Below are 19,328 nucleotides of genomic sequence, written 5' to 3'. Positions count from 1 at the left end.
GATATCCAGCCTCGGCTAGTTCAGCCGCTCTCCGGGGCTTAGAAGCATCAGTCGCGAGATGTTGCTGAGCCCTGTTCTTTCGTATTTCAGAGACAAACACGCAGTTGCGAATGTTCGCTGGTGGCCGGACCCTTTAGGGGTCCGGTTCCGCGCACTCGCACCGCGCCAATCGTTCGTCCTGCAAAACGCGATCCCGCCGAACCTATAACGTCAGACCATATCTTGCCTGCTAGAAACGGGTTCTTCGACGACTTAGACTGAACATCCTCCCACCACGAGAGGATTAATCACTAAGTTCTTACAACGTTATGAGTTCTCAATTTGCCCTCGACTTGCGCTTGGCACGCAAGAAAGCGGGCTACACCCAAGATGATCTGGCACATCTTCTTGATACCCACCAGACGGTGGTCTCTCAGCTAGAGCACGGCAAACGCCGCCCTAGCCTGACCGAGATCATTGATCTGTCGCTCATCTATGGCCGTTCCTTCGAAAGCTTTTTTGCGGAAGTGATGGCCGAGCGGAAGAAGCACTTATCAGTCCGGCTCTCAACGCTTCCGGCACCTGGTCGGAAAGCCATGAGCACGTTTAATCGCCCCGGCTCGCTGGCGCGTATGAAGCACCGGTTGGCCGAGGGCCAGGATCATGGCAGCGCTTAGGGTTCTGTCGGTCGCGGTGTCATCCGGTCGCGTCGGATACGTGTTCCTCGAAGGTACACAGTTGCTTGATTGGGCGGTGACCACGACCGTTTCAGGCAAAGCCACTGATCTCGTCGCCTTCGTCCAGGAATTGATCAACACGCTGAAGCCCGATGTTGTCGTGACCGAGAAGTGCGACGAAGATTGCCGCAAAGGCAGTCGATCCCGGCGGCTCATTGCTTCCATCGCAGAACTAGCCAGCCACAACTATGTTCTCGATGTTCAGGTGGCTCGCCCGCGCGTCTTCCAGTCCAAGTATGAGGAAGCCGAGAGTGCGGTGAAGCGGCACCCTGACCTGATCGGATACTTGCCAGAAAAGAAGCGGCGGTTCTTTGAGACAGAACCGCGCAACATGATTGTCTTCGACGCTTTGGCTTTGGCCGAAGAAGTAATCAATGGGCCGCCAGACAAGCTGGCTGCCGCCATGGGCTAGACCCCATCAATCAAGAAATCTGAATATCCAACCCGTAACCACGCGCCCGCAAGGAGCGCGTGGTTTGGTTCTGGGGGTCGCCAAGGCGCGGCAAATTCTGAGAAGGTCTGAAATAGTTGATATGAGCAAGAGCCCAGCTGCTTTTCAGTTTGGCGACGCATGAGCTCAAGACGCCCGGCATCAGGCACGACATTCAAAACCAAGACGTTGGCAGTTAGCTTCAAGTGCTCTTTGTATGCTTCACCCGCGACATAGGCCTTATACTGCGCCAGATGCCGCTCGAAGCTCTTGCGGTTCCAGTTGTGCGAAGAAACCGGCTCAGTTCCACGATCTGCTTCAACTACATAGAAGCGAAACCTGTCGCCGTGGTGAGTGTGATAAATGAGACCGAACAAGGCATCGGGTATGAGGTCTTTGCGAACCAACTGGTCCGACGTGGCGTCTTTGACCCGCACCGGCCAACTCAGCGTCGTCTTGGCGCGTTCCAGAACTTGGTGTTGCGGGATGAAGGAAACATCAGGTCGTTGCAGCGTGGCTAGTTCAATCGACGCCGTTATGCACGCCACCATATGTCGATGGACCCATGGTCCGTAATGACCACCTATTTCGTGCAAAAGGCCTGCGTCCTTCAGCGCCTTCAGTCCGGCGGGAGCCACTTGGTGCACCAATTGGTTGTACCCGGCTTTCAGCGTCGCATATTGCTGCGGTGCGCGGTCGAGATACGCGCCGCCGTGTTCTGTATTGTCTTCGTGGAAAAGATCGCCCAGACGTTCCTTCTGGCGCTTCTCGCTGGCGCGCAGGGCGTCGGTGTATGCCAGAAGGTATGACGTGGGCAGCGGGCCGTGCTGGTGCAGTTTCTCAAGCCATAGCAGGTCGCGCTCAGACAAACGCAGCCGTTTGCTAGTCGATTGGCGTTCGTGGCTCGAACGCCTACCAAGCGCGTCGGTCACCACTGATCACTCGCATCAGTGCTGGGACCGTCATTTTTGGACTTTTCCTCCGTTTTTGGATCAACCTCGCCTGGTTCGTCATTGTCGCCTATGGCGTCATCGGCATTCTGAAATTCCTCTGGTTGGTCCGTTTCACCGTCGTCAGCGACTTTGGAATAGTGGACGGCGTAGCGGTCGCGCATCTTGGCTTTCAGCGCCTCGCTGTCCGCACGATCCATCCGTTCCTTGGCTTCAAGGAAACCCAGGGGGAATGACAGTGGCACCGCGCCTGACGACACACCACGGGCGTAGGAGGCAAAACTGCCCTTGGGTTGGCGTTCTATCAGGCTGGCATCGGTGTACAGCATCGGAGCCAGTGACCGCGCGTCTTTGGCCGAGACGCCGCCCGCAAATTTGATCGAGGTATTGGCCGCAAAAGCTTCCTGCAGCTTGGGTTCCAGCTGCCCGAGGTATTGGTGGGCCAAGACCATCCCCACCTTGTATTTCCGCGCCTGCGCCAGGATGAGGCCGATATTGCGGTCGAAGTAGTCAGCGGCCTCATCGATGTATACGAGGGTCGGGATGCGGTCGCGTTCCTTGAGAGTAGCACGTTCCTGCGCCGCCTGGGCAATCAGTGCGATAAAGAACCGACCAAAGATTTGACTGCCTTGTTCTTTCAGCAAATCCTTGGCGGTGTTGATCAGGATCACCTTGCCAGCATTTAGCTCCGAGAAGAGATCAAGCTTGGACCGGGGATGGCTGAACATCCGCTCAAAGGTCTGATTTTCGAGAATACCCCACAGACGGCGCAACACCTGTTTTTTGGTCTGTTCAAATTCTCGGCCTGAGAACTCAGTTTCAAAGAAATGTTTGGCAGTGCCTTCAAGCTTGGCGATGTCTCCGGAAAATTTCACCTCACTGCCCGGTTCCATCAATTCGCGCAGTGTATGAATGGTGGCGTCAGGGATATGCAGCATCAGCCGCGTGACATACCGAAAAATGACGTTCTGTTTCTGCGTCATCTGGGCGTCCAAGAGTGTGCCGAGCACGAAGTCATACAGCTCCAGAATCGAGTTGGTGAGACGTTCGCGCTCTAACAGCGGGTATTCCTGCAACCGCTCCAGCCCCACATCAAACAAATTCAGCGAGACCGGGAATTCAACGTCGGTTGGATCGATGATGACCACGCGGTCATGCAATTGACCGCCGGGCGCAAACTCCTTCAAACTGGCAATGTTGCGGATGAGGTCGCCCTGGCTGTCGAGGACAACAACGCTTTGCTCACCCGCCGCCACGGCCTCAAGATCGTTGGCGATCAGATACTGCAAAGTCTGGGTTTTGCCGTGGCCGCTGCCTGCAACAATGTGGTGATGTTCAAATCGTACTGGCTGCGGGATGGTGTATATGACGGTCTGATCGAAGATAGACGCCAGTGGCGTTCCGGTTAGATACGACAGCACGCGCCTGGCTGGGTCTTTCTCATCCGATTGTGACGGAGGCTTCGGTTGCCGAGTGAACGAGCCAGGGTCAGCGGGATTGCCGCCTGACGCCGCCACCAAATTGCGCTCAAGCCGATCTGCCAGTTTCGGGAACAGTCCCGCTTCCTTGATATCATCATCGAACCCAACTTGCAGGCAATGCTCAACCGCGCCCGGCAGGTCGGTGTGGCTGTGCAAGAGATTGGTGGGCACGGTGATGCCACCTGGTTCTGGACGTGTATCGAGCAAGGCCGGGCAGCCTTCGAGCAATGGCCTGAAGACAAACACCAGTGCGTCAGTGATAAGATCGACCGTCTGCTCGAAGTTCTCCAAAAGCGGACGTTGTGCATTAAGCTCATCGCGCAATTCCCACCACGCGGTGATTGACCGGCGCTCGGTCCAGTCGATGTCCGGCAGCGTGAAATGTCCTTCGGCAGAAAGAAGTTCTGTTGCCAGCGTTTTGATCACACCACGTTGCGGATGTCCTGGTGGGATACCAAGGGCTTCAGCTGCTCGATCTGCAGCAATCTCTGCGACATCCAACTGGGCAGACATAGGATCGAGCCCAGCTCGGCTAAAGAGCGCTTTGACCCGCGCATACAGCTCACGTGTCTCTGTCTCATCACTGGACCGAAACAGGCCATGCACGAAGGCATGCATCCGTTGTGGTAAGTGGACCGGCACCTCAAAGGCCTTTGATGATCACCTGACGCGCCTCGTCTTTGGGAAGTGGTTCAACGGTGTGTCGCTCAGTTCCATCCCAGTGCTTGGCGCTTTCCATCACTTGACGCAGGAACGAAACAACGGTCCCGAGCCAGGCTTCTTTGCGAGCTAGTTCGACCACACTGTCACAGTTGAAATGCCGACCATGCAGGAGGTCTTTGACGTATATCGTCTCGCGCTTCTGGTGATACCACCAGTATCCAGCACCGATACCGGCAGCGAGCGCAATCAGCGCTCCCATCATGCCCATCTGGTTGAGCAAGATCATCGCGGCAACCATGGCTCCAATGCCGATGAAAATGGATTTGCGTAGCAGACCTGGTTGATCAGCAAAGATCAGAATGGCTTGATCGAACTTGTATTTTGAGACGATAGATTTTTCGTCTTCATCCAGTTCGATCTTGCCCCAAAGTTTGAAATTAACGCCACCAGAAGCAGCGTTGCTCTGCTCACGTTTGAAAAGAAGGTCCATCAATCTCCACCCCTAAATGACAATAAAATAACAGCAGCATCAAAGCGTTCTGGTGTGGGCGGGTCAAGAATGATTGTGGTGGGGGTTGTTCTGGGGTTCGAGTGATTTTTAATCGCAGAAAGTGTGTGAAGTCGTTTGAAGTGGGTGCGGATGTTGTGAGGCCATTTACGGGTATGTGGCGGTATGGCTAGGGATTGGGATTTGCGGTTTGTGGGGATAGGGGGTCTAGGCAGCTCCAAGTAGTTCGCCCTAACTGTTTGATCGTGCTAGTATCGAATAATGGTGTTGGCTGGTTCAAATTTTCCTCCGGCAGACAAGAAATTCAGACAGGTATTTTATGATAGTCACTTCATTTCGGTTGAAAAATTACAGACGGCTGTCAGGTGTAGACCTCGTCCTCAATGACAAGAAGACAATTCTTGTAGGTGCGAACAACAGTGGCAAGACTTCATGCATCGGAGCCCTGCATACGTTTCTGATGAAGCCAGAAAATTTGCGGGTTCGAGACATATCAAAGCAGCACTGGAAACAGCTGATCGAGCTCGGGAAAGAACTTGAGAGCGACGAAATCAGCGCCGAACAGCTGGATCAGATAGCTTCGAGACTTTCGAACCTGACGCCCAGGCTTGATGTGGTGATTTCTGCAAAAGCCCACGAAGCTTTCAAAGCGAGAGAAATCATACCCGATCTGAATTGGAAAGGTGGAGAGCTGGCCGTTCGCATCGCGTATGAGCCCGAAAAAATCGCAGTGTTAGCCAGCGATTATAAAAGGGCACGAGACGTAGTTGCCGAGCATAGTGACGTCTCGCTCTGGCCCGAAAACCTATTCGACTTCTTGGAGAAGGCCCAAAACTTCCCCAAGTACATAAAACAGCGCCACTACATCTTGAAAACCAAAGAGCAGCAAGATGACGAGTCGAGCTTACAGCCACTTTCAAGCAGTGCGCTCAAACGGCTTGTTCGGATTGATGTGATTTCAGAACAGCGTGGTCTTGGAACTGAGGATACCAAAAGTCAGACGGGAGCCTTCTCGGAAAAGCAGCAGCTCAACAAACTTCTGCGCGAATACTATGACCGCTTTCTCAACCCCGAAGACTATCCCGAAGAAGGCGATCTTGAAGTCCTCAAGAAACAGCAAGCTATGGAGCATGAATTTTCCACCCAACTTCGCTCACAGTTCAAGGCACCACTGAACGAATTGGCAGAGATGGGATACCCTGGGATAGGTGGGAACCCGAGTGTAGAATTGGCCGCAAAGGTCAGCGGATCAGACGCCCTGCAGAAGAACTCGTCAGTTCAGTATCGCTTCAACAAAACCGACGAGGATACACTACCGGAGAGTTATCTTGGCCTAGGATATCAAAACCTGATCTACCTTACTTTTCGATTGCTACAGTTTCGAGAACGCTGGATGCGCTCTGGCAAATCTCTGTCATCTGACGACGACTTGGCAGACCAGATAGAACCAGTCCACCTCGTCTTGGTGGAAGAACCCGAAGTCAATTTGCATGCCCAGGTTCAGCGTGTGTTCGTAGCAAACGCATACAAGACACTGCGCAATCACGCGAAGCTCAACGACAAGCAGGAGTACCAAACACAACTGGTGGTGAGCACACACTCGAGCCACGTGGTGAACGACGTAGACTTCAAGGACCTTCGCTACTTCAAGCGCTGCCCAGCCGATGGGCAGACAACGATGGATCATACAGTTGTGGAGAACATGTCTGACCTGTTTGCGAAACCAACCGATGAAACGAAGTTTGTGCGCAAACACCTCAAACTGTCTCATTGTGATATCTTTTTTGCCGACGGAGTGATTTTCGTCGAGGGTCAGGCCGAGCGTCTTTTGGTTCCTGAATTTATCAACAAGCACCATCCGAGTCTGGCGAAGCGCTACGTTTCGTTGCTAGAGGTCAGCGGCGCACACACGCACAAATACGAAACTCTGATCGAGAAGTTGGGTGTCGTGACTCTGGTCATCACCGACCTCGATACCGTCGATGCGGATGGTAAGAAGTGCCCGCCGAAGCAAGGCGAAGGCCAATCCACTAACAATGATACGCTGAAAAGCTGGCACCCGAAAAAGACGTCAATTGACGATCTAATTTCTCTTGAAGCAAAGGACTGCGCAAAGGATGACGGTAATGCCCCGATCCACATTGCCTACCAAAAGCTAGTGACGATTGGCGACAAGCACGTCCTCGCCAGAACATTCGAGGATGCGCTTATTTTGGCAAACTGGCGAAGCGACTTTTTCGAAGCGATACCAAAGGTCAAACAAGCAAGGGAGGATTTTGAGGGAGGTACCGAAGACCTAGCAGGCTCGTTGTTTGAATTTGTCCAGGGCCTGACAAAGGGCGATTTCGCTTTTAAGTGTTTGTTTCACTTGGCGGAAGACGATGCAAATTTCTTTGTTCCACCGCAATACATTAGTGATGGCTTGGACTGGTTGGACAAGAATCTCACCCCGAACCAATGACGTCCGATAGTATGACTAATCTAGATTTTTTAGCCGAAGAGAAGCCTACAGACACCGACAGCGGCGTCGACAAGGACATCCAAGACTGTCTTTCAGGCAAAGATCGTAAGAGCTTCATTACCTTTGCCGGTGCTGGTTCTGGTAAGACCTACTCCCTCAAAGCAGCCCTCGACCATATCCGAAACGAATACGGCAGAGATTTTGCGGGAAGCGGCAAACAGGTCGCGGTAGTGACATTCACCAACAATGCAGCCGATGAGATCAAAGAAAGGGTTGAACGCAGTCCAGTGTTTGCAATTTCTACCATCCATAGCTTCTGCTGGTTAATGATAGGTGGTTTCAATGATGACATTCGCCAATGGTATCGAGAAACGATACCAGAAGAGATTGCCGAGCTGCGGGCAAGAGAGGAACGCGGACGGCCTGGAGCTGCATCAGACGCAAGAAAACGAAGCATTGCTCGCCTGACGGAGCGACTGGAGTGGCTCAGCACACCCCAAAATTTTGTGTATGATCCGAACGGCGTAAACACATCACAGAACTCGCTCTCGCACGCCGATGTTTTGAAAATCTTTGCATACTTTGTCGCGAATAAGCCCCTTATGGCAGAGATACTCGTCAACAAGTTTCCTTTCATATTTGTCGACGAAAGCCAGGACACAGACAAGGGTGTGATTAATGCCTTGTTTCAGTTGCAGAGCGAATACGCTGGAAGGGTGACGGTTGGTCTTTTTGGGGATGTGATGCAGCGCATTTTTGGTGGTGGCGAGCCCGAGCTTGGGAAGTCGTTGCCGGTCAAATGGTGCGAGTTCGACAAGCAGATGAATCATCGTTCGGCGCGACGAATTATAGGCCTCGGGAATGCGATTAGACGCGAAGATGATAGCAGGAGCCAGTTTGCAAAGATTGGAGCGGAAGAAGGATTTGTACGCTATTTTCTTTTGCCGCATGGCACGCCAGACAAGGAGAACATTGAAAACGGAATTAGATCAAACATGGCGGAAATAACTGCGGACGCGGGCTGGAGTGATGCCGCCGCAAAGGAAACGGCAGTACTTCTGCTGGAGCACAAGATGGTCGGTCGCAGGATGGGCTTCGCTGAGCTAGTTGACGCACTAACCACTTCTGAAAGCATCAAGGGTCGCATCTTCGATGGCGACAACACGGAGGTGAACTTTTTTGCTAAAGTCGTTCTGCCCTTGGCTGAGGCCAGTTTAAACCACGATAAATTCGAGGTCATGGCTTTGCTCAGATCGAACAAGTCGCCGCTGCTTGAGGAATCCATATTTGAGGGAAACAAAGATGACCCACTTCTTACCGCCAGGCAGGCAGAGGCTGCGTTTCGAGACAAGATTTCAAGCAATCACGTTTCTTTTTTGGAAGTCTTGGAGACAATTGCTACTCATAACCTATTAGAGATTCCGCAAAAGCTACGACCTTACACGGACAATCTAAGTGAAGCCGGAAGCGCTTCAGAAACATCCGATGATCCTAAAATAATCGATGAAGATGAGCCCGCTGACGAAATTAGCGATGAGGTCGATGCCTGGGCAAAAGCTCTGCAAACACCTTTCTTCCAAATTCAAGGATACCGAGACTACATCGAAGACCTAGCGATCTACCGTACTCACCAAGGGGTAAAAGGAAATGAATTTGAGCGAGTTATGGTGATCATGGACGATGACGAAGCAGGCGGATTTATGTTCTCCTACGAACAATATCTTGGGGCAAAGGAACCGTCACCGGCAACGATAAAGAAGCTAGCCGCTGGTGAAGAAACTGGGCTAGATCGAACTCGGAGACTTTTCTATGTTACTTCGACCCGCGCCAAGCGCAGCCTGGCACATGTCATCTACACAAGCGACGTAGCCGCTGTTCGTGCCAATCTGATTTCACGTGGCTTTGCGAACGAAAACGAAATCCAAGAGCTCTAGATCGGTCGGATGGCCGGGTTTGCAACCCCGGCCACCCAGCTCCTGAAATCAGGAGTGTCGGTTTGGCTCTTCTCGCTGCGCCAAGCGTTCTTGAAGCCAGTCCAGCACTTCACTCTCAACCCAGCCCACCCGGTTCGGGCCCAGCGGTACCCGCTTGGGGAATTGGCCTGCCTTCTCCAGCCGAGCTATGTGTTGGGGTGAGTACAGAACAAGCTCCTTGACCTGACGTTTTGAAAGTATCCGCATCACGATGATCTCCATGATTGGAGAGCAACGCGATGCCCTCAGGTTTCGACAAGTCTCCCGAGAGGCCCAAAAAGTAAGTAGAAAAAGGCAAATTTGGCAAGACCTACAGATTTTTCATGTTCAACCGCAATCAACCAAACTGTCGATATAGTTGTCGTATTCGATCATCGCTGCCTGCATCTCTTCGAAGTACGAGTATCGGTTATATACTGCAGCCACACCACTGATCGTCCCTGAAACATGGTTCAGAAGCTTTTCGGTTACGTGTATCGGCGTGCCGATCTTCGCATGAATGGTCGCGAAGGTTCGCCTGAGATCATGCAGCGTATAGGACCCAACACCTTCTAGCCCCTCATCGAAGCGGGCTTTGTGCCATGCATACGTTGTGAACGGTTTTTCAAAATCGGTTGCCGCTGGGAACAGCAAATCGCCAGTATCGGGGAGCGCATCGACTACCCCCTGAGCCATAGGCGACAAGGGAAACCGATGCTCTCGTTTGTTCTTTGCAAATCCTTCAGGAAAGGTCACCGAGTTGTCCGCGATCCATGAGCGGCGCATTTGTCCCACTTCCGTCCGGCGTTGTCCCGTCAGTAAAAGCAGCTGAACGATTGGGCCGAAGGGAAATGGAGTTTCCTGCGCCCGTTGATAGGCACGCCGAAGCTCCTCGTCGGTCAGCACCCGGTTTCGCTCAACGGTCTTTTGCTTCATGGGCGGGACAACTGAATGCTCAATGAGACCGTGACGCACGCACCAGTTCATCATAGTTCTGATCGCGACAAAAGCATGAGACTGTTCGGACGGTGTGGCCGACAGTCCAGAAATCACCTTCATTACCTGCTTGCGTTCGACCGACTGCACATCGCCACTGAAGTTAAAATGTCGGTCTAGCAGCCGCTTGTAGTCATTGAAGGTGCGGGGCTTGTTTCGACGCTGGCTGTCTTCAAAGAAACGTGCCTTGGCATCTGCGAACGAAATCGGCGCTGACTGCGACGGAAACAGTGCGTCTCCCTCTAGAGCGCTTGCCGCCAACAATTGCTTCGCCTGTTTTCGCGCATCAGCCAGCGAAAGGTCTGGATACCTCCCCAATGTCTTGCGGCGGCGCTTCTCTCCAAGCAACACGATGTATGACTTACTACGGATCGAGCATCGGACACCAAAATTTGGCGTCAACTCATCCCAGTATGTAACCTGTCCATTCTCGGACAAAGGTAGCTTTCGAACTGCTAGATCAGTCAGGCGAGTACGCATCTTAGGCTCATTTTAGGCTCAGAAATGACGAGCGTTTGGGTGTTGTGCTATGTTCAGCTATACACGGACTCTTAAAGGGTTTCCATGTTTTTCATATATTTATGAGAAGGCATGTTCAGCGATAGCAGCGATACAGTACGGATTGCAAATCCGTGTACACCGGTTCGATTCCGGTACTCGCCTCCAAATCTTTCAACGAACTCACCGCATATAGAGTAAGTGGATAACACTTGTCGCTTGTTGACCCACCAGACGACGTCTCTCGATTGGCTAAGCGCTCAATCTCTGCTGATCCTGCCAGCCATCTCACACATTCTGTTTAATGTTGATGACTTTTGGTCCTCACCCAGATTTTCCCCTTTTCAGCGCTTTACCCCTGAAAGACTGCGGCGTGACCGACAGGCCGACGAAGAGATGGCTGTAGCCCAAGGCGATCACGGCGCGCCTCGGGCCAAATCGCCTTTATTCTTCCAGCACAATCGCTCCCACACCCAAAACGGTGGGGAACCGATAGCACCATAGAAACAACGTGTCGTAGTCCCACAGGCTTGTGCCGGGCAATAGCACCCCAGATTGTCGGCCTCTCACCGCAACATCCGGCGTCAGGCGCAGAAAATCGGTGGATTTGGCGATCGGTCCCACGACCGCATTGGGCAGCCCTGTCGGGTCTCCAATAAACAACGCAAAACCCGGCGCAGGAGTGCCGCGTCCGGTTCCGTCGTCAAAACGAAACTTGTCGTCCGTTTCGAACAATATCCGCCCGTCGGCGCCCTGTGTGAGTGTAAACCTGCCTGTTACGTTATAGATTCCGCGGCCTTCAAGCGTGCCGGTGCCAATCTGCATTTTCTCTCCCTTTAACAGCATTAAAGTACACCCTCCGTTACTGAGAATCCGGCAAGGGATGCGCCGGACAGAAGCGTTTGATCATTTTGTGAATGCCCTCTGAGCCGCCGGCCAAAACCAGCGCCGTCAGGGCCGTGTCGATATATCGGAACCCAGAGCTGAACCGGGCGTCAGCCCCGTCGGGTATGACACTGGTCAAAACCAGCTCGCTCAGGAACAGGCCATTGGCCGCGATCAGGCTGGCAAAGGTCAGGCAGATCAGGAACGCGGTCAGGTTGCGTCGCGGCTGCCGCATCTTGTTCTGCGCTTTGACGGGCAACACTCCAAGCGCGGTCAATGCGCCCATCGCCACCGTGCAGGCGCGCTCGATCATCAGCGACAGCAGCACGAAGATCACACACAGATTTGTGACACTTGTCAGGTTCAAAGAGGTTGTGTCCAGCGGCAGAACCTCAGCGGTTGCGCTGGAATTGATGGCAAAAATGACGGCCAAGCCGCTCAGACCAAGGCCGCCGAACACAAAGGATTGGCGTAGCGTATGCATAGTGACCTCCAAACGGGGGCGTCGTCGTAAAAAGGGTGCCCCCTTCGAACACCAGGAAGGGGGCACCAGTCCCCCCGCGGCGAAAAAGAGGAGAGGGAGCCGCGGGGACAGGGAGACTCAGGGACCAGGCATCACGCCAAACCTGGGTCGATGTAGTCGGCGACATGACGTTTCAGCCACGTGTCGCGATGGATCGGCAGACCGTTTGTGTCGATGACGGTGAAGGTGACATTGCTCGCCCCGTCGCCACCGGCGGTGCTGATATGCACGGCATCGCCATCGAAGCTGTTGAAGCTCATCGATACGGCCTCGTTGTAGTTCAGCATCTGCTCTTCGATGATGCTGGCCGCGATCCGCTCGCCCAGACGCAGACTGTCGTAATAGTCGCTGTAGTAATGGACCCCCGCCATGTTGCGCCCGATTGAGATATTGGCCGCCAGCTTGTTCAACTCGCCCTCGATCGTCTGCGTCCCCAGCGGATCGCCCAGCTTAAGGTTGGTCGGATCACCTGGATCGCCGGTATGGAAATGCGTGGCCCCGCCAAGCGCTTTGCTGAGCGGTTCAGCCATGTCGAAGAACGCTTTCAGAACCGTCACGCAGGCGCCCGCAACGGTGGCATGACCCGCGCCATAGGCCGGATGCATAGGCGAGCCTTCGGGGAAAGCCATCGGCAACAGGTAGTTCTTGTGCGGATGCATCCATCCGGGCTGGGCCTTGGTACCTGCGCGGTTCTTGTTCAGCTCCGCGATCCAATGCAGCAAAACGCCTGGCTTGCTGTCATCGGCAGGATTTGCCGCGCCATATTCGTTCAGCATCGAGGTCAGCTTGTCCTGCGGACCTTGCGGCATTGCGCCAAAGGCACCATTGGCCGCCTGCGTCAGACGCGCTGCGATCACTTCGGGCCGTGCCCGGCGGTGGATCTGGAACTTCTGGCGCCGAACCGCCTTCAGCCCACGCGTCGCCACCTCGGTCAGCAGGCTCAGGACATGGGGGCCACCAAAGGTCGCAAACGGCCCGCGCGATGCCGTCGGGTGACTGTTGGGGAACCCAGGCGACGGTGCCACGCCGTTTTCCAACAGGATCAGGCAGGCATTGAAATACGCCTGATAAAGCTGATCGAAATGAACATAGGTCGCCAAGTCCCGCGGTGTGGTCACAAAGCGCGGATCATCGAGGTAATGCGGGTCCAACTCACCCCGCGTATCGCGACCGTTTTGAACCTCCAGCCATTCGTCCCAGGTGGACATGAAATCAACGCCGGGTGTGTTGGGCAGCAAGCGCTGGGAAACGCTTTGCGCGCCAAACCTGACCTCACCATCTGTTGGCGTCTTGAGGCCCTTCGGGGCAGCGGTGCCCAATAACATGAATTGCGAAATCTGCGGGCCGACATCCGCGCCGGGGGCCGATCCGCGGAACATGGAATTGACCGTGTAGTCGCCGCCACTATCCCAGCGCGCCACGCGGCGGGCGGTTTCATGCCCGTTTAACCCCAGTGCTCCAGTCACCGACGAAAACGGCATCCCCGCGGGATCAAGAAAGCTCAGCTTTGCCATCTCGTCCCGCAAATCCTGCAATGTCGGATCCTGGCCCTGTTTCGGATGGCCTGCGGGATAGGTGAAATTCACCACCGTCGATGGATCCGCGATGTCGACATAGGTCAAAGGCGTATTGGGATCCGTCAGGCCGTCAAACGCGGTGTCGCGCAGGATTGCAAAGGCATAGACCTCGGCCATTTCCGCGCAGAGTTCCGATAGGCCCAGCTTCGGTGCGGGGGCCATCGACAACGCGGCGGGGTCGGCACCTTCAATGCTATAGTACAATCCGGCCAGCGGGCTTTCCCATTGCCGGAACGCGTTCGGCAGGCCCGGATTGGCCGTCGCGAAATCCCTATGAGAGGACGGCACGTCGAAGGTGCTGATATTGCTGGCATTCAGATGCATATCCGCCAGCGCATCCACAAACGCTTCGTAGTCGGCTGCCGGCGCAAGGCCAAAAGCATCATGCTTCAGGCCTTTGGAAAAATTCGTCACCGGCACAAAACCGTCAGCGTCTTCTTCGCCGTTGGACGGGACCGGTTGGATTTCGCGATCAAAGGACAATTCGGTTGCAGCGGCGCGGCGAGCCATTCCGGCATCGTGCCGCAGTGCACCATCTGTCAGGGGACGGGTATCGGGCATTGGTTCAATCCTCAAACTTAAAGCAATGCCCGGATCAGACCGCGTTTCAGCGCATCTGGGTGAGTGAATAAGATGTGAGCGGATGGCGCGGGGGCCTGAAATACGACCATGATTTCACCAAGCGCTTCGACTGAAATGATTTTTTCCCGCGCCACGCTACTATGCCTGGCAATTGGCCGGCCACGATGTGAAAAAAGTGTGAAACGCCTTTGTGAATGCGCGCGAGTGTGGCTCACTCAGGCCTGTAGGGGAGTGAGTGATGACGCATTCTGTGTCGATACGTCTGTTTGGTGCGTTCCGTATTGAGACATCGGACGGGGTGGAGATCCCGATCCGCAGTACGAAGCTGCGAGCGCTGATCGCGCTTTTGGCGCTCGCCCCCGATGGCACCCACACCCGTGCTTGGCTGCAACAGGTGCTTTGGGGCCGCTCAGGGCCCGAACTTGGCCGCTCCAGCCTGCGCCGCGCCTTGTCGGATTTGCGGCGTTGCCTGGGTGAAACTTTTGACGAGGTGTTCTTTGCCACCAATATCGATGTTCGCCTGAACCAGACGCGGGTCGAAATCACCGGCTCGCCTAGCGATGGCGAATTCCTGGAAGGCCTCGACATCAACGAGCCGCGCTTCATCGAATGGCTGATGGAACGACGCGAACAAGCCTATGATCGCCGCCTGCGTATGCCCTCACTGATCAGTGCGCGCCTGTCGCCGTCGATCTGCGTGGTGCCCTTCGCACCCGTTATTCAAGACAACCAATCCAAACATCTGGGCGACCTGATGGCCTTGGAGGTGACACGGGTTCTGTCGCGCTGTCCGCTGATCGATACGATCTCGCACCTGTCGAGCCGCCGCTTTCAGTTGACCACACTCGATGTCGCAACCCTGCGCCAGCAGTTGAACGCCGATTATCTGATTTTCGGCACCATCCGGCACAACGATGCAAATATCTCGGTCTCTTGCGATCTGGTGGAACTGCAATCCGAGCGGGTCTGCTGGAGCCGCCAGATGGATATGAGCCTGAAGGAAATCTCAGGCGCGGAATGGGCCGCACCTCGCGATATCGCGCAGATGGCCCTGGAGACGATCGTCACCCAATCCGTTCAGGCCGTGCAAGGCCTGGATCGCACGCGCCTGAAAGTGCACCAACGCCTGATGGCCGCGATCAGCATGTTGCACCAACACCAGGAATTGGTCGTACACCGCGCCCGCCGCCTTCTTGAGGAATTGATCGAAGAATTCCCGGGCCATGCTATCCTACACGCCTGGCTCGCGAAATTTTATGTTCTGAACGCCAATCAGGGCTGGAGCACGGATATCCAAGGCGATGCTGCCCGTGCCTCTCACCTGGCCCAACAAGCCTTGGCCTATGATCCGGCCTGTTCGTTTTCGCGCGCCATCCATGGGCTTGTACTCAGCAATCTCCACAGCAATTTCCGCGGCGGCGCGGAGGCGATGGACCAGGCGCTGGAAACCAATTCCAGCAATGCACTGGCATGGTTACTGAAAGGCGCAATGCTGGCCTTTTCCGACCAGGGGGCCGAGGCCGTGTTGTGCACCAGCAAGGCGCGCAACCTGTCGCCGCTGGATCCACACAAATACTATTTCGATTGTTTGTCGGGCACGGCGCATCTGGCGATTGAGGATTACACGACCGCCCTGCGCCTGGCCGAACGGTCTTATCTGGCCAATCCCCGTCACGCATCGACCTTGCGCGTGCGCACCATTGCCTTGCAAGAGCTGGGCCAAACTCAAGCGGCGCAACAAAGTGCGCAAGAGATCCTGGACAAAGATCCAAACTTTACCGTCGAAGGCTATTTGCAATTTCACCCAGCGGCTGAATTTCAGTCCGGTGAGACCTGGGCCCGCGCCCTGTCTCAATCCGGGATCCCGCTGCGGTAATTCCAAGACAGAGAGGAATTTAAGATGTCCACCACAGCTACTTTTTCAGGTGCATCCGGCGCGTCAGGGGCTTCAGGCGCATCAGGGGCCTCCGGAGCGTCGGGCGCCTCGGGGGCGTCCGGAGCTTCTGGGGCGTCAGGCGCATCTGGCGCCTCCGGTGCGGCGGGCAGCTTTGGCTCCTTCATTTCGGGGGCGACCCTAACCGCGCGGGACGGGATCGCGGGGTTTTGGCAACACAATACGCGCACTCCCGCCCATCTGCTCGACGCCGATGCCTATGCGCAATTCAGCGCCAAGTGGGTGCGCGCCATCACCATCGAAAATGAAGTCGTGGCCCCGCTGACATTCGTAGAACGCAATGAGGGCAACGATCCCGATCTGCCAGCGGTCTCGATCTATCACACAGCGAAAGCAGGCCCCGCCAAGAAGCCCGCCTTGGGCAAGACAGCGGAGCAGAAATGCAAGCCGCAGCTTCTGGCGGATATGATCGCCCCCTCCCCGGCTGTTCTGGCGGCACAATTGGACCTCGTGGCCAATTACATCCCGCAGCGTGCCGAGCGCCTGGGCGAAGCGGTCGGTCAGGTCGGCTTCCCAACGCCCTTCTTTGAAACGATCATTCCCCTGCATCCTTCCTCCAAACGGTCGACGCTGGAACTGATCAATGTCGCCCAGGCCGTCGCCTCCGAGGTGGTGATCCGCGTCAAGAAGGCCCTGCGCTGCCGACGTCCGAATGAGTTTTCGCCGCAAGTTCAACCCGTCGTGCCGACACCGGGCCACGGGACACTGCCCAGCGGCCATTCGACCGAGGCGTTTATCGTGGCCCGTGTGCTCGACCATTTGATGGCGCAAAGCGGATATGCTGCGGCAGGCTCGGATTGGGCCACGATGCTTTTGCGCCAAGCTCATCGCATCGCCGTGAACAGAACCGTCGCGGGCGTGCATTTTCCGGCAGACTCCCTGGCAGGCGCCGCCCTTGGTCTGATGTTGGGCGATTATCTGGTGACCTTGGCCAATCAATCACCGCGCGATGTCGGCGTGTTCCAATTCGAAGGCTCCGACATGGGCACGCGCGACTTCCTTTTTGGCAGCTATTTCAACGGCGCCGCCCTGCAGGTGCAGGATGGGGTTACCGCGCTGCCCACCGGGGTGCATTTGGCCGCCGGGATCGGCGACGCGCCCACCATGGCGTGGCTGTGGCAGCGTGCCGTCGCGGAATGGGCCTGAGGGGACGTGAACCATGCCGCTGACCTATGCGCTTTCGAACCGCAGCTCTGCGCCTGCGATCACCCCGGGCAAGGGCGAAACGCTTGATCCCTATACCGATTGGGACACGTCCGAGGGCGCGCCCTTCAGCGTGATCTCACGCCAGATGGCCGTGCGCCCAGAGACGGTGACAGACGATTACCTGCTGTCCGTCGGGGGCACGCCCGCCGAAGTGATCGTAGCGCCGATGACTGGCCCCCGGCCCGTCCCCACCCCGCCGCGGCGATTGTCGCGCCTGCCGGTGCCCACCAAAAGCGTGCGGCTGAGCCATGTGGCTGGTGATCTGGCCACCGATATCCCATCCGAAAGGGCGGGGCCGACCCACGCGCTGCATGACGGCGCCATTGCCGACGATATGGTGATCACCGCCGTGCTGGATACCGGCATCAATCCCCTGAATGCACGGTTCCGCTATGGGCCGGGCAACGGCACCCTGCCGTTTTCGCGTTGTGAATATCTATGGGTCCAAGACGCGCCATCGGCCCCGGGCGAGCAGGTGCAATTCGGTCGCACCTGGGCGCGGGTCGAACTTGAGGCGATCATGGCCACTCAACCCGATGACGAAGCGCTTTGGATGACCCATCTGGGATTGATCCCAAATGGCGTGTCCGATTTCGGCACCGCCCGCCGCGCATTGGGCCACGGCACCCATGTCTTGGACCTCGCCGCTGGCTACGCGGCCGAAGACAGCGCCGCCGCCAAGGACCACCGGATCATTGCTGTGGAATTGCCGGAACTCGTCACCGCTGACACATCCGGCAGCACACTCTACGGCATGACGGTCGCGGGCCTGCATTACATTTTCGACCGAGCCGAACAGATCTGTATCGCCGCCGACCGGCCCGTCCCACTGGTGGTAAATTTCAGCTTCGGCCTGGGGGCTGGACCGTTGGATGGCACCCACCCAATCGAGACTGCCCTGCGCGCGCATCTGGCGGCCTACATCGCGCGGATCGAGGCGCGCTTTCCGCCTGGCAAAGGCGATCCCGAGGTCTGCGCCGACATCGTCTTGCCAGCGGGCAACAGGCGCCTGGCGCAATGCCACGCCCGTACCTCTGGCCAGGACGGACAGGCCGAGTTGGGCCTTCAGTGGATCACACAACCTGAAGATCTCAGCTCGAACTATCTGGAATTCTGGGCGCCAAGCGGTGCGCGGATGACGCGGATTTCGCTGACCCCGCCGGGCCGCGACACCTCTTTGGTCTGGGATATTCCCGCCGGTGACACGGCCTGCAAAGATATCACGCTGAATTGCGAGGTCATCGGCCGCATCACCCTTGACCGACCTTATGCCGACGATGCCAGCTCAGACCGCAATCTGCGCCTGCATATCGCACTGGCCGGCACCGAAAACTACGCTGGCGCCCATGTGGCGGAGCCCGGGCGCTGGCGGATCACCGTCACCGCGGAAAATGTCAGCGATGACGCGGGGCTGCATGCCTGGGTGCAGCGCGACGACCAAGCGCTTGGCCTCTGGACCGGTGGCCGCCCGTCCTATTTCGACGATGCCGCCTATGAGGAAAAGCGGCGCCTGCCCCAAGGCGAGTGGCGGGTAACAGACCCCAAATGCGACCCGTTCTCTACCATTCATCGGGCAGGCACGATCAGCAGCATGGCGACACGCCCCAAGCACCACAGCCCGATTGAGGACCGCATCCACGTGATTGGTGGCAAGTTCCAATGCTTCGACACCAAGATACATCTTCAGGCCAACATGGCCGCCTATTCGGGTCTGGGGGAACAATCGGGCATGCCCGATCCGATTTCCGGACCCTCGGATGTGGAGGCGTCAGATCGCAGCATCATGCGGGGCGGCCAGATCGGGGCGGGCATGCGCAGTGGCAGCGCGATGGCGCTGAGCGGGACGAGTGTCGCCGCGCCGATCTATGCTCGGGGTTTGCTGGGTCGCAACGCCGACACCCTGCCCTATGCGGAATGCCCCTACGAGACACCGTAGCGCGGTCTGC

Annotated in this window: 15 protein-coding genes and 1 tRNA gene; 8 read left to right on the top strand and 8 right to left on the bottom strand. The window is 56.2% G+C overall.

The window, feature by feature from the left end:
• Positions 1-308: 308 nt before the first annotated feature.
• Both V8J82_RS13025 and V8J82_RS13020 read left to right on the top strand, forming a co-directional pair.
• On the top strand, positions 309-656 hold the full coding sequence (locus tag V8J82_RS13025; RefSeq protein WP_339975795.1) for a helix-turn-helix transcriptional regulator: 348 nt from the start codon (positions 309-311) through the stop codon (positions 654-656).
• Positions 643-1,128 (top strand): hypothetical protein, encoded by a 486-nt coding sequence (locus V8J82_RS13020; RefSeq protein ID WP_339975793.1) that lies wholly within the window; start codon positions 643-645, stop codon positions 1,126-1,128. The genes V8J82_RS13025 and V8J82_RS13020 overlap by 14 nt, the downstream gene beginning before the upstream one ends.
• Here V8J82_RS13020 and V8J82_RS13015 read toward each other — a convergent pair.
• Genes V8J82_RS13015 through V8J82_RS13005 form a run of 3 tightly spaced genes read right to left on the bottom strand, consistent with a single transcriptional unit; the run spans position 1,125 to position 4,730 of the window.
• Positions 1,125-2,078 (bottom strand): hypothetical protein, encoded by a 954-nt coding sequence (locus tag V8J82_RS13015; protein ID WP_339975792.1) that lies wholly within the window; start codon positions 2,076-2,078, stop codon positions 1,125-1,127. The genes V8J82_RS13020 and V8J82_RS13015 overlap by 4 nt on opposite strands.
• Positions 2,075-4,195 carry a type IV secretory system conjugative DNA transfer family protein gene (locus tag V8J82_RS13010; protein ID WP_339975790.1) on the bottom strand — a complete coding sequence of 707 codons (2,121 nt, stop codon included), beginning with the start codon at positions 4,193-4,195 and terminating at the stop codon, positions 2,075-2,077. Before V8J82_RS13010 ends, V8J82_RS13015 begins: the two co-directional genes overlap by 4 nt.
• A gap of 25 nt (positions 4,196-4,220) precedes the next feature.
• The gene (locus tag V8J82_RS13005) at positions 4,221-4,730 is read right to left on the bottom strand and encodes a hypothetical protein (protein WP_339975789.1); all 510 of its coding nucleotides are present in this window, start codon (positions 4,728-4,730) and stop codon (positions 4,221-4,223) included.
• A gap of 337 nt (positions 4,731-5,067) precedes the next feature.
• Between V8J82_RS13005 and V8J82_RS13000 the strand changes: the two genes are divergently transcribed.
• Both V8J82_RS13000 and V8J82_RS12995 read left to right on the top strand, forming a co-directional pair.
• Positions 5,068-7,209, top strand: coding sequence for an AAA family ATPase (locus tag V8J82_RS13000; protein ID WP_339975787.1), 2,142 nt, complete (start codon positions 5,068-5,070; stop codon positions 7,207-7,209).
• On the top strand, positions 7,206-9,143 hold the full coding sequence (locus tag V8J82_RS12995) for a UvrD-helicase domain-containing protein (protein WP_339975786.1): 1,938 nt from the start codon (positions 7,206-7,208) through the stop codon (positions 9,141-9,143). The genes V8J82_RS13000 and V8J82_RS12995 overlap by 4 nt, the downstream gene beginning before the upstream one ends.
• Positions 9,144-9,191: 48 nt before the next feature.
• Here the strand turns inward: V8J82_RS12995 and V8J82_RS12990 are convergent, their stop codons facing one another.
• Complete coding sequence (locus V8J82_RS12990) at positions 9,192-9,404, bottom strand: helix-turn-helix transcriptional regulator (RefSeq protein WP_339975784.1); 213 nt, start codon at positions 9,402-9,404, stop codon at positions 9,192-9,194.
• Positions 9,405-9,509: 105 nt separating this feature from the next.
• Entirely contained in the window at positions 9,510-10,637 is a 1,128-nt protein-coding gene (locus V8J82_RS12985) for a tyrosine-type recombinase/integrase (protein WP_339975781.1), read from the bottom strand.
• Positions 10,638-10,745: 108 nt separating this feature from the next.
• On the opposite strand from V8J82_RS12985, the gene V8J82_RS12980 reads away from it, so the two are divergent.
• Positions 10,746-10,823: transfer RNA gene (locus V8J82_RS12980), tRNA-Cys, on the top strand.
• A 276-nt stretch (positions 10,824-11,099) separates the two neighbouring features.
• On the opposite strand, the gene V8J82_RS12975 is transcribed toward V8J82_RS12980, so the two are convergent.
• From V8J82_RS12975 to V8J82_RS12965, 3 genes are all read right to left on the bottom strand, one after another.
• Positions 11,100-11,480: a hypothetical protein gene (locus tag V8J82_RS12975; RefSeq protein WP_339975780.1), complete on the bottom strand. Its 381-nt coding sequence runs from the start codon at positions 11,478-11,480 to the stop codon at positions 11,100-11,102.
• A gap of 37 nt (positions 11,481-11,517) precedes the next feature.
• Positions 11,518-12,024 carry a hypothetical protein gene (locus V8J82_RS12970; RefSeq protein ID WP_339975778.1) on the bottom strand — a complete coding sequence of 169 codons (507 nt, stop codon included), beginning with the start codon at positions 12,022-12,024 and terminating at the stop codon, positions 11,518-11,520.
• Positions 12,025-12,155: 131 nt separating this feature from the next.
• Positions 12,156-14,201: a vanadium-dependent haloperoxidase gene (locus V8J82_RS12965; RefSeq protein WP_339975776.1), complete on the bottom strand. Its 2,046-nt coding sequence runs from the start codon at positions 14,199-14,201 to the stop codon at positions 12,156-12,158.
• Between the two features lie 259 nt (positions 14,202-14,460).
• Here V8J82_RS12965 and V8J82_RS12960 point away from each other — a divergent pair, with 259 nt between their 5' ends.
• Genes V8J82_RS12960 through V8J82_RS12950 form a run of 3 tightly spaced genes read left to right on the top strand, consistent with a single transcriptional unit; the run spans position 14,461 to position 19,318 of the window.
• Positions 14,461-16,098 carry a hypothetical protein gene (locus V8J82_RS12960; protein WP_339975774.1) on the top strand — a complete coding sequence of 546 codons (1,638 nt, stop codon included), beginning with the start codon at positions 14,461-14,463 and terminating at the stop codon, positions 16,096-16,098.
• 24 nt (positions 16,099-16,122) lie between these two features.
• Entirely contained in the window at positions 16,123-17,322 is a 1,200-nt protein-coding gene (locus V8J82_RS12955; protein WP_339975773.1) for a phosphatase PAP2 family protein, read from the top strand.
• A 13-nt stretch (positions 17,323-17,335) separates the two neighbouring features.
• On the top strand, positions 17,336-19,318 hold the full coding sequence (locus tag V8J82_RS12950; protein ID WP_339975771.1) for a S8/S53 family peptidase: 1,983 nt from the start codon (positions 17,336-17,338) through the stop codon (positions 19,316-19,318).
• Positions 19,319-19,328: the final 10 nt, after the last annotated feature.

The sequence above is a fragment of the Gymnodinialimonas mytili genome (assembly GCF_037544085.1).
Lineage (GTDB): Bacteria > Pseudomonadota > Alphaproteobacteria > Rhodobacterales > Rhodobacteraceae > Gymnodinialimonas > Gymnodinialimonas mytili.
The sequence above is the reverse complement of the archived record's forward strand: the minus strand, read 5'-3'. Positions and strand labels throughout refer to the sequence as shown.

What these genes read in the sequence shown, in the direction of transcription:
- V8J82_RS12965 (WP_339975776.1), bottom strand. Translation starts at nt 14,201, where the DNA reads ATGCCCGATACCCGTCCCCTGACAGATGGTGCACTGCGGCACGATGCC.
- V8J82_RS12985 (WP_339975781.1), bottom strand. Translation starts at nt 10,637, where the DNA reads ATGCGTACTCGCCTGACTGATCTAGCAGTTCGAAAGCTACCTTTGTCC.
- V8J82_RS13025 (WP_339975795.1), top strand. Translation starts at nt 309, where the DNA reads ATGAGTTCTCAATTTGCCCTCGACTTGCGCTTGGCACGCAAGAAAGCG.
- V8J82_RS13010 (WP_339975790.1), bottom strand. Translation starts at nt 4,195, where the DNA reads ATGCATGCCTTCGTGCATGGCCTGTTTCGGTCCAGTGATGAGACAGAG.
- V8J82_RS12970 (WP_339975778.1), bottom strand. Translation starts at nt 12,024, where the DNA reads ATGCATACGCTACGCCAATCCTTTGTGTTCGGCGGCCTTGGTCTGAGC.
- V8J82_RS12995 (WP_339975786.1), top strand. Translation starts at nt 7,206, where the DNA reads ATGACGTCCGATAGTATGACTAATCTAGATTTTTTAGCCGAAGAGAAG.
- V8J82_RS13000 (WP_339975787.1), top strand. Translation starts at nt 5,068, where the DNA reads ATGATAGTCACTTCATTTCGGTTGAAAAATTACAGACGGCTGTCAGGT.
- V8J82_RS12990 (WP_339975784.1), bottom strand. Translation starts at nt 9,404, where the DNA reads ATGGAGATCATCGTGATGCGGATACTTTCAAAACGTCAGGTCAAGGAG.
- V8J82_RS12950 (WP_339975771.1), top strand. Translation starts at nt 17,336, where the DNA reads ATGCCGCTGACCTATGCGCTTTCGAACCGCAGCTCTGCGCCTGCGATC.
- V8J82_RS13005 (WP_339975789.1), bottom strand. Translation starts at nt 4,730, where the DNA reads ATGGACCTTCTTTTCAAACGTGAGCAGAGCAACGCTGCTTCTGGTGGC.
- V8J82_RS12960 (WP_339975774.1), top strand. Translation starts at nt 14,461, where the DNA reads ATGACGCATTCTGTGTCGATACGTCTGTTTGGTGCGTTCCGTATTGAG.
- V8J82_RS13020 (WP_339975793.1), top strand. Translation starts at nt 643, where the DNA reads ATGGCAGCGCTTAGGGTTCTGTCGGTCGCGGTGTCATCCGGTCGCGTC.
- V8J82_RS12955 (WP_339975773.1), top strand. Translation starts at nt 16,123, where the DNA reads ATGTCCACCACAGCTACTTTTTCAGGTGCATCCGGCGCGTCAGGGGCT.
- V8J82_RS12975 (WP_339975780.1), bottom strand. Translation starts at nt 11,480, where the DNA reads ATGCAGATTGGCACCGGCACGCTTGAAGGCCGCGGAATCTATAACGTA.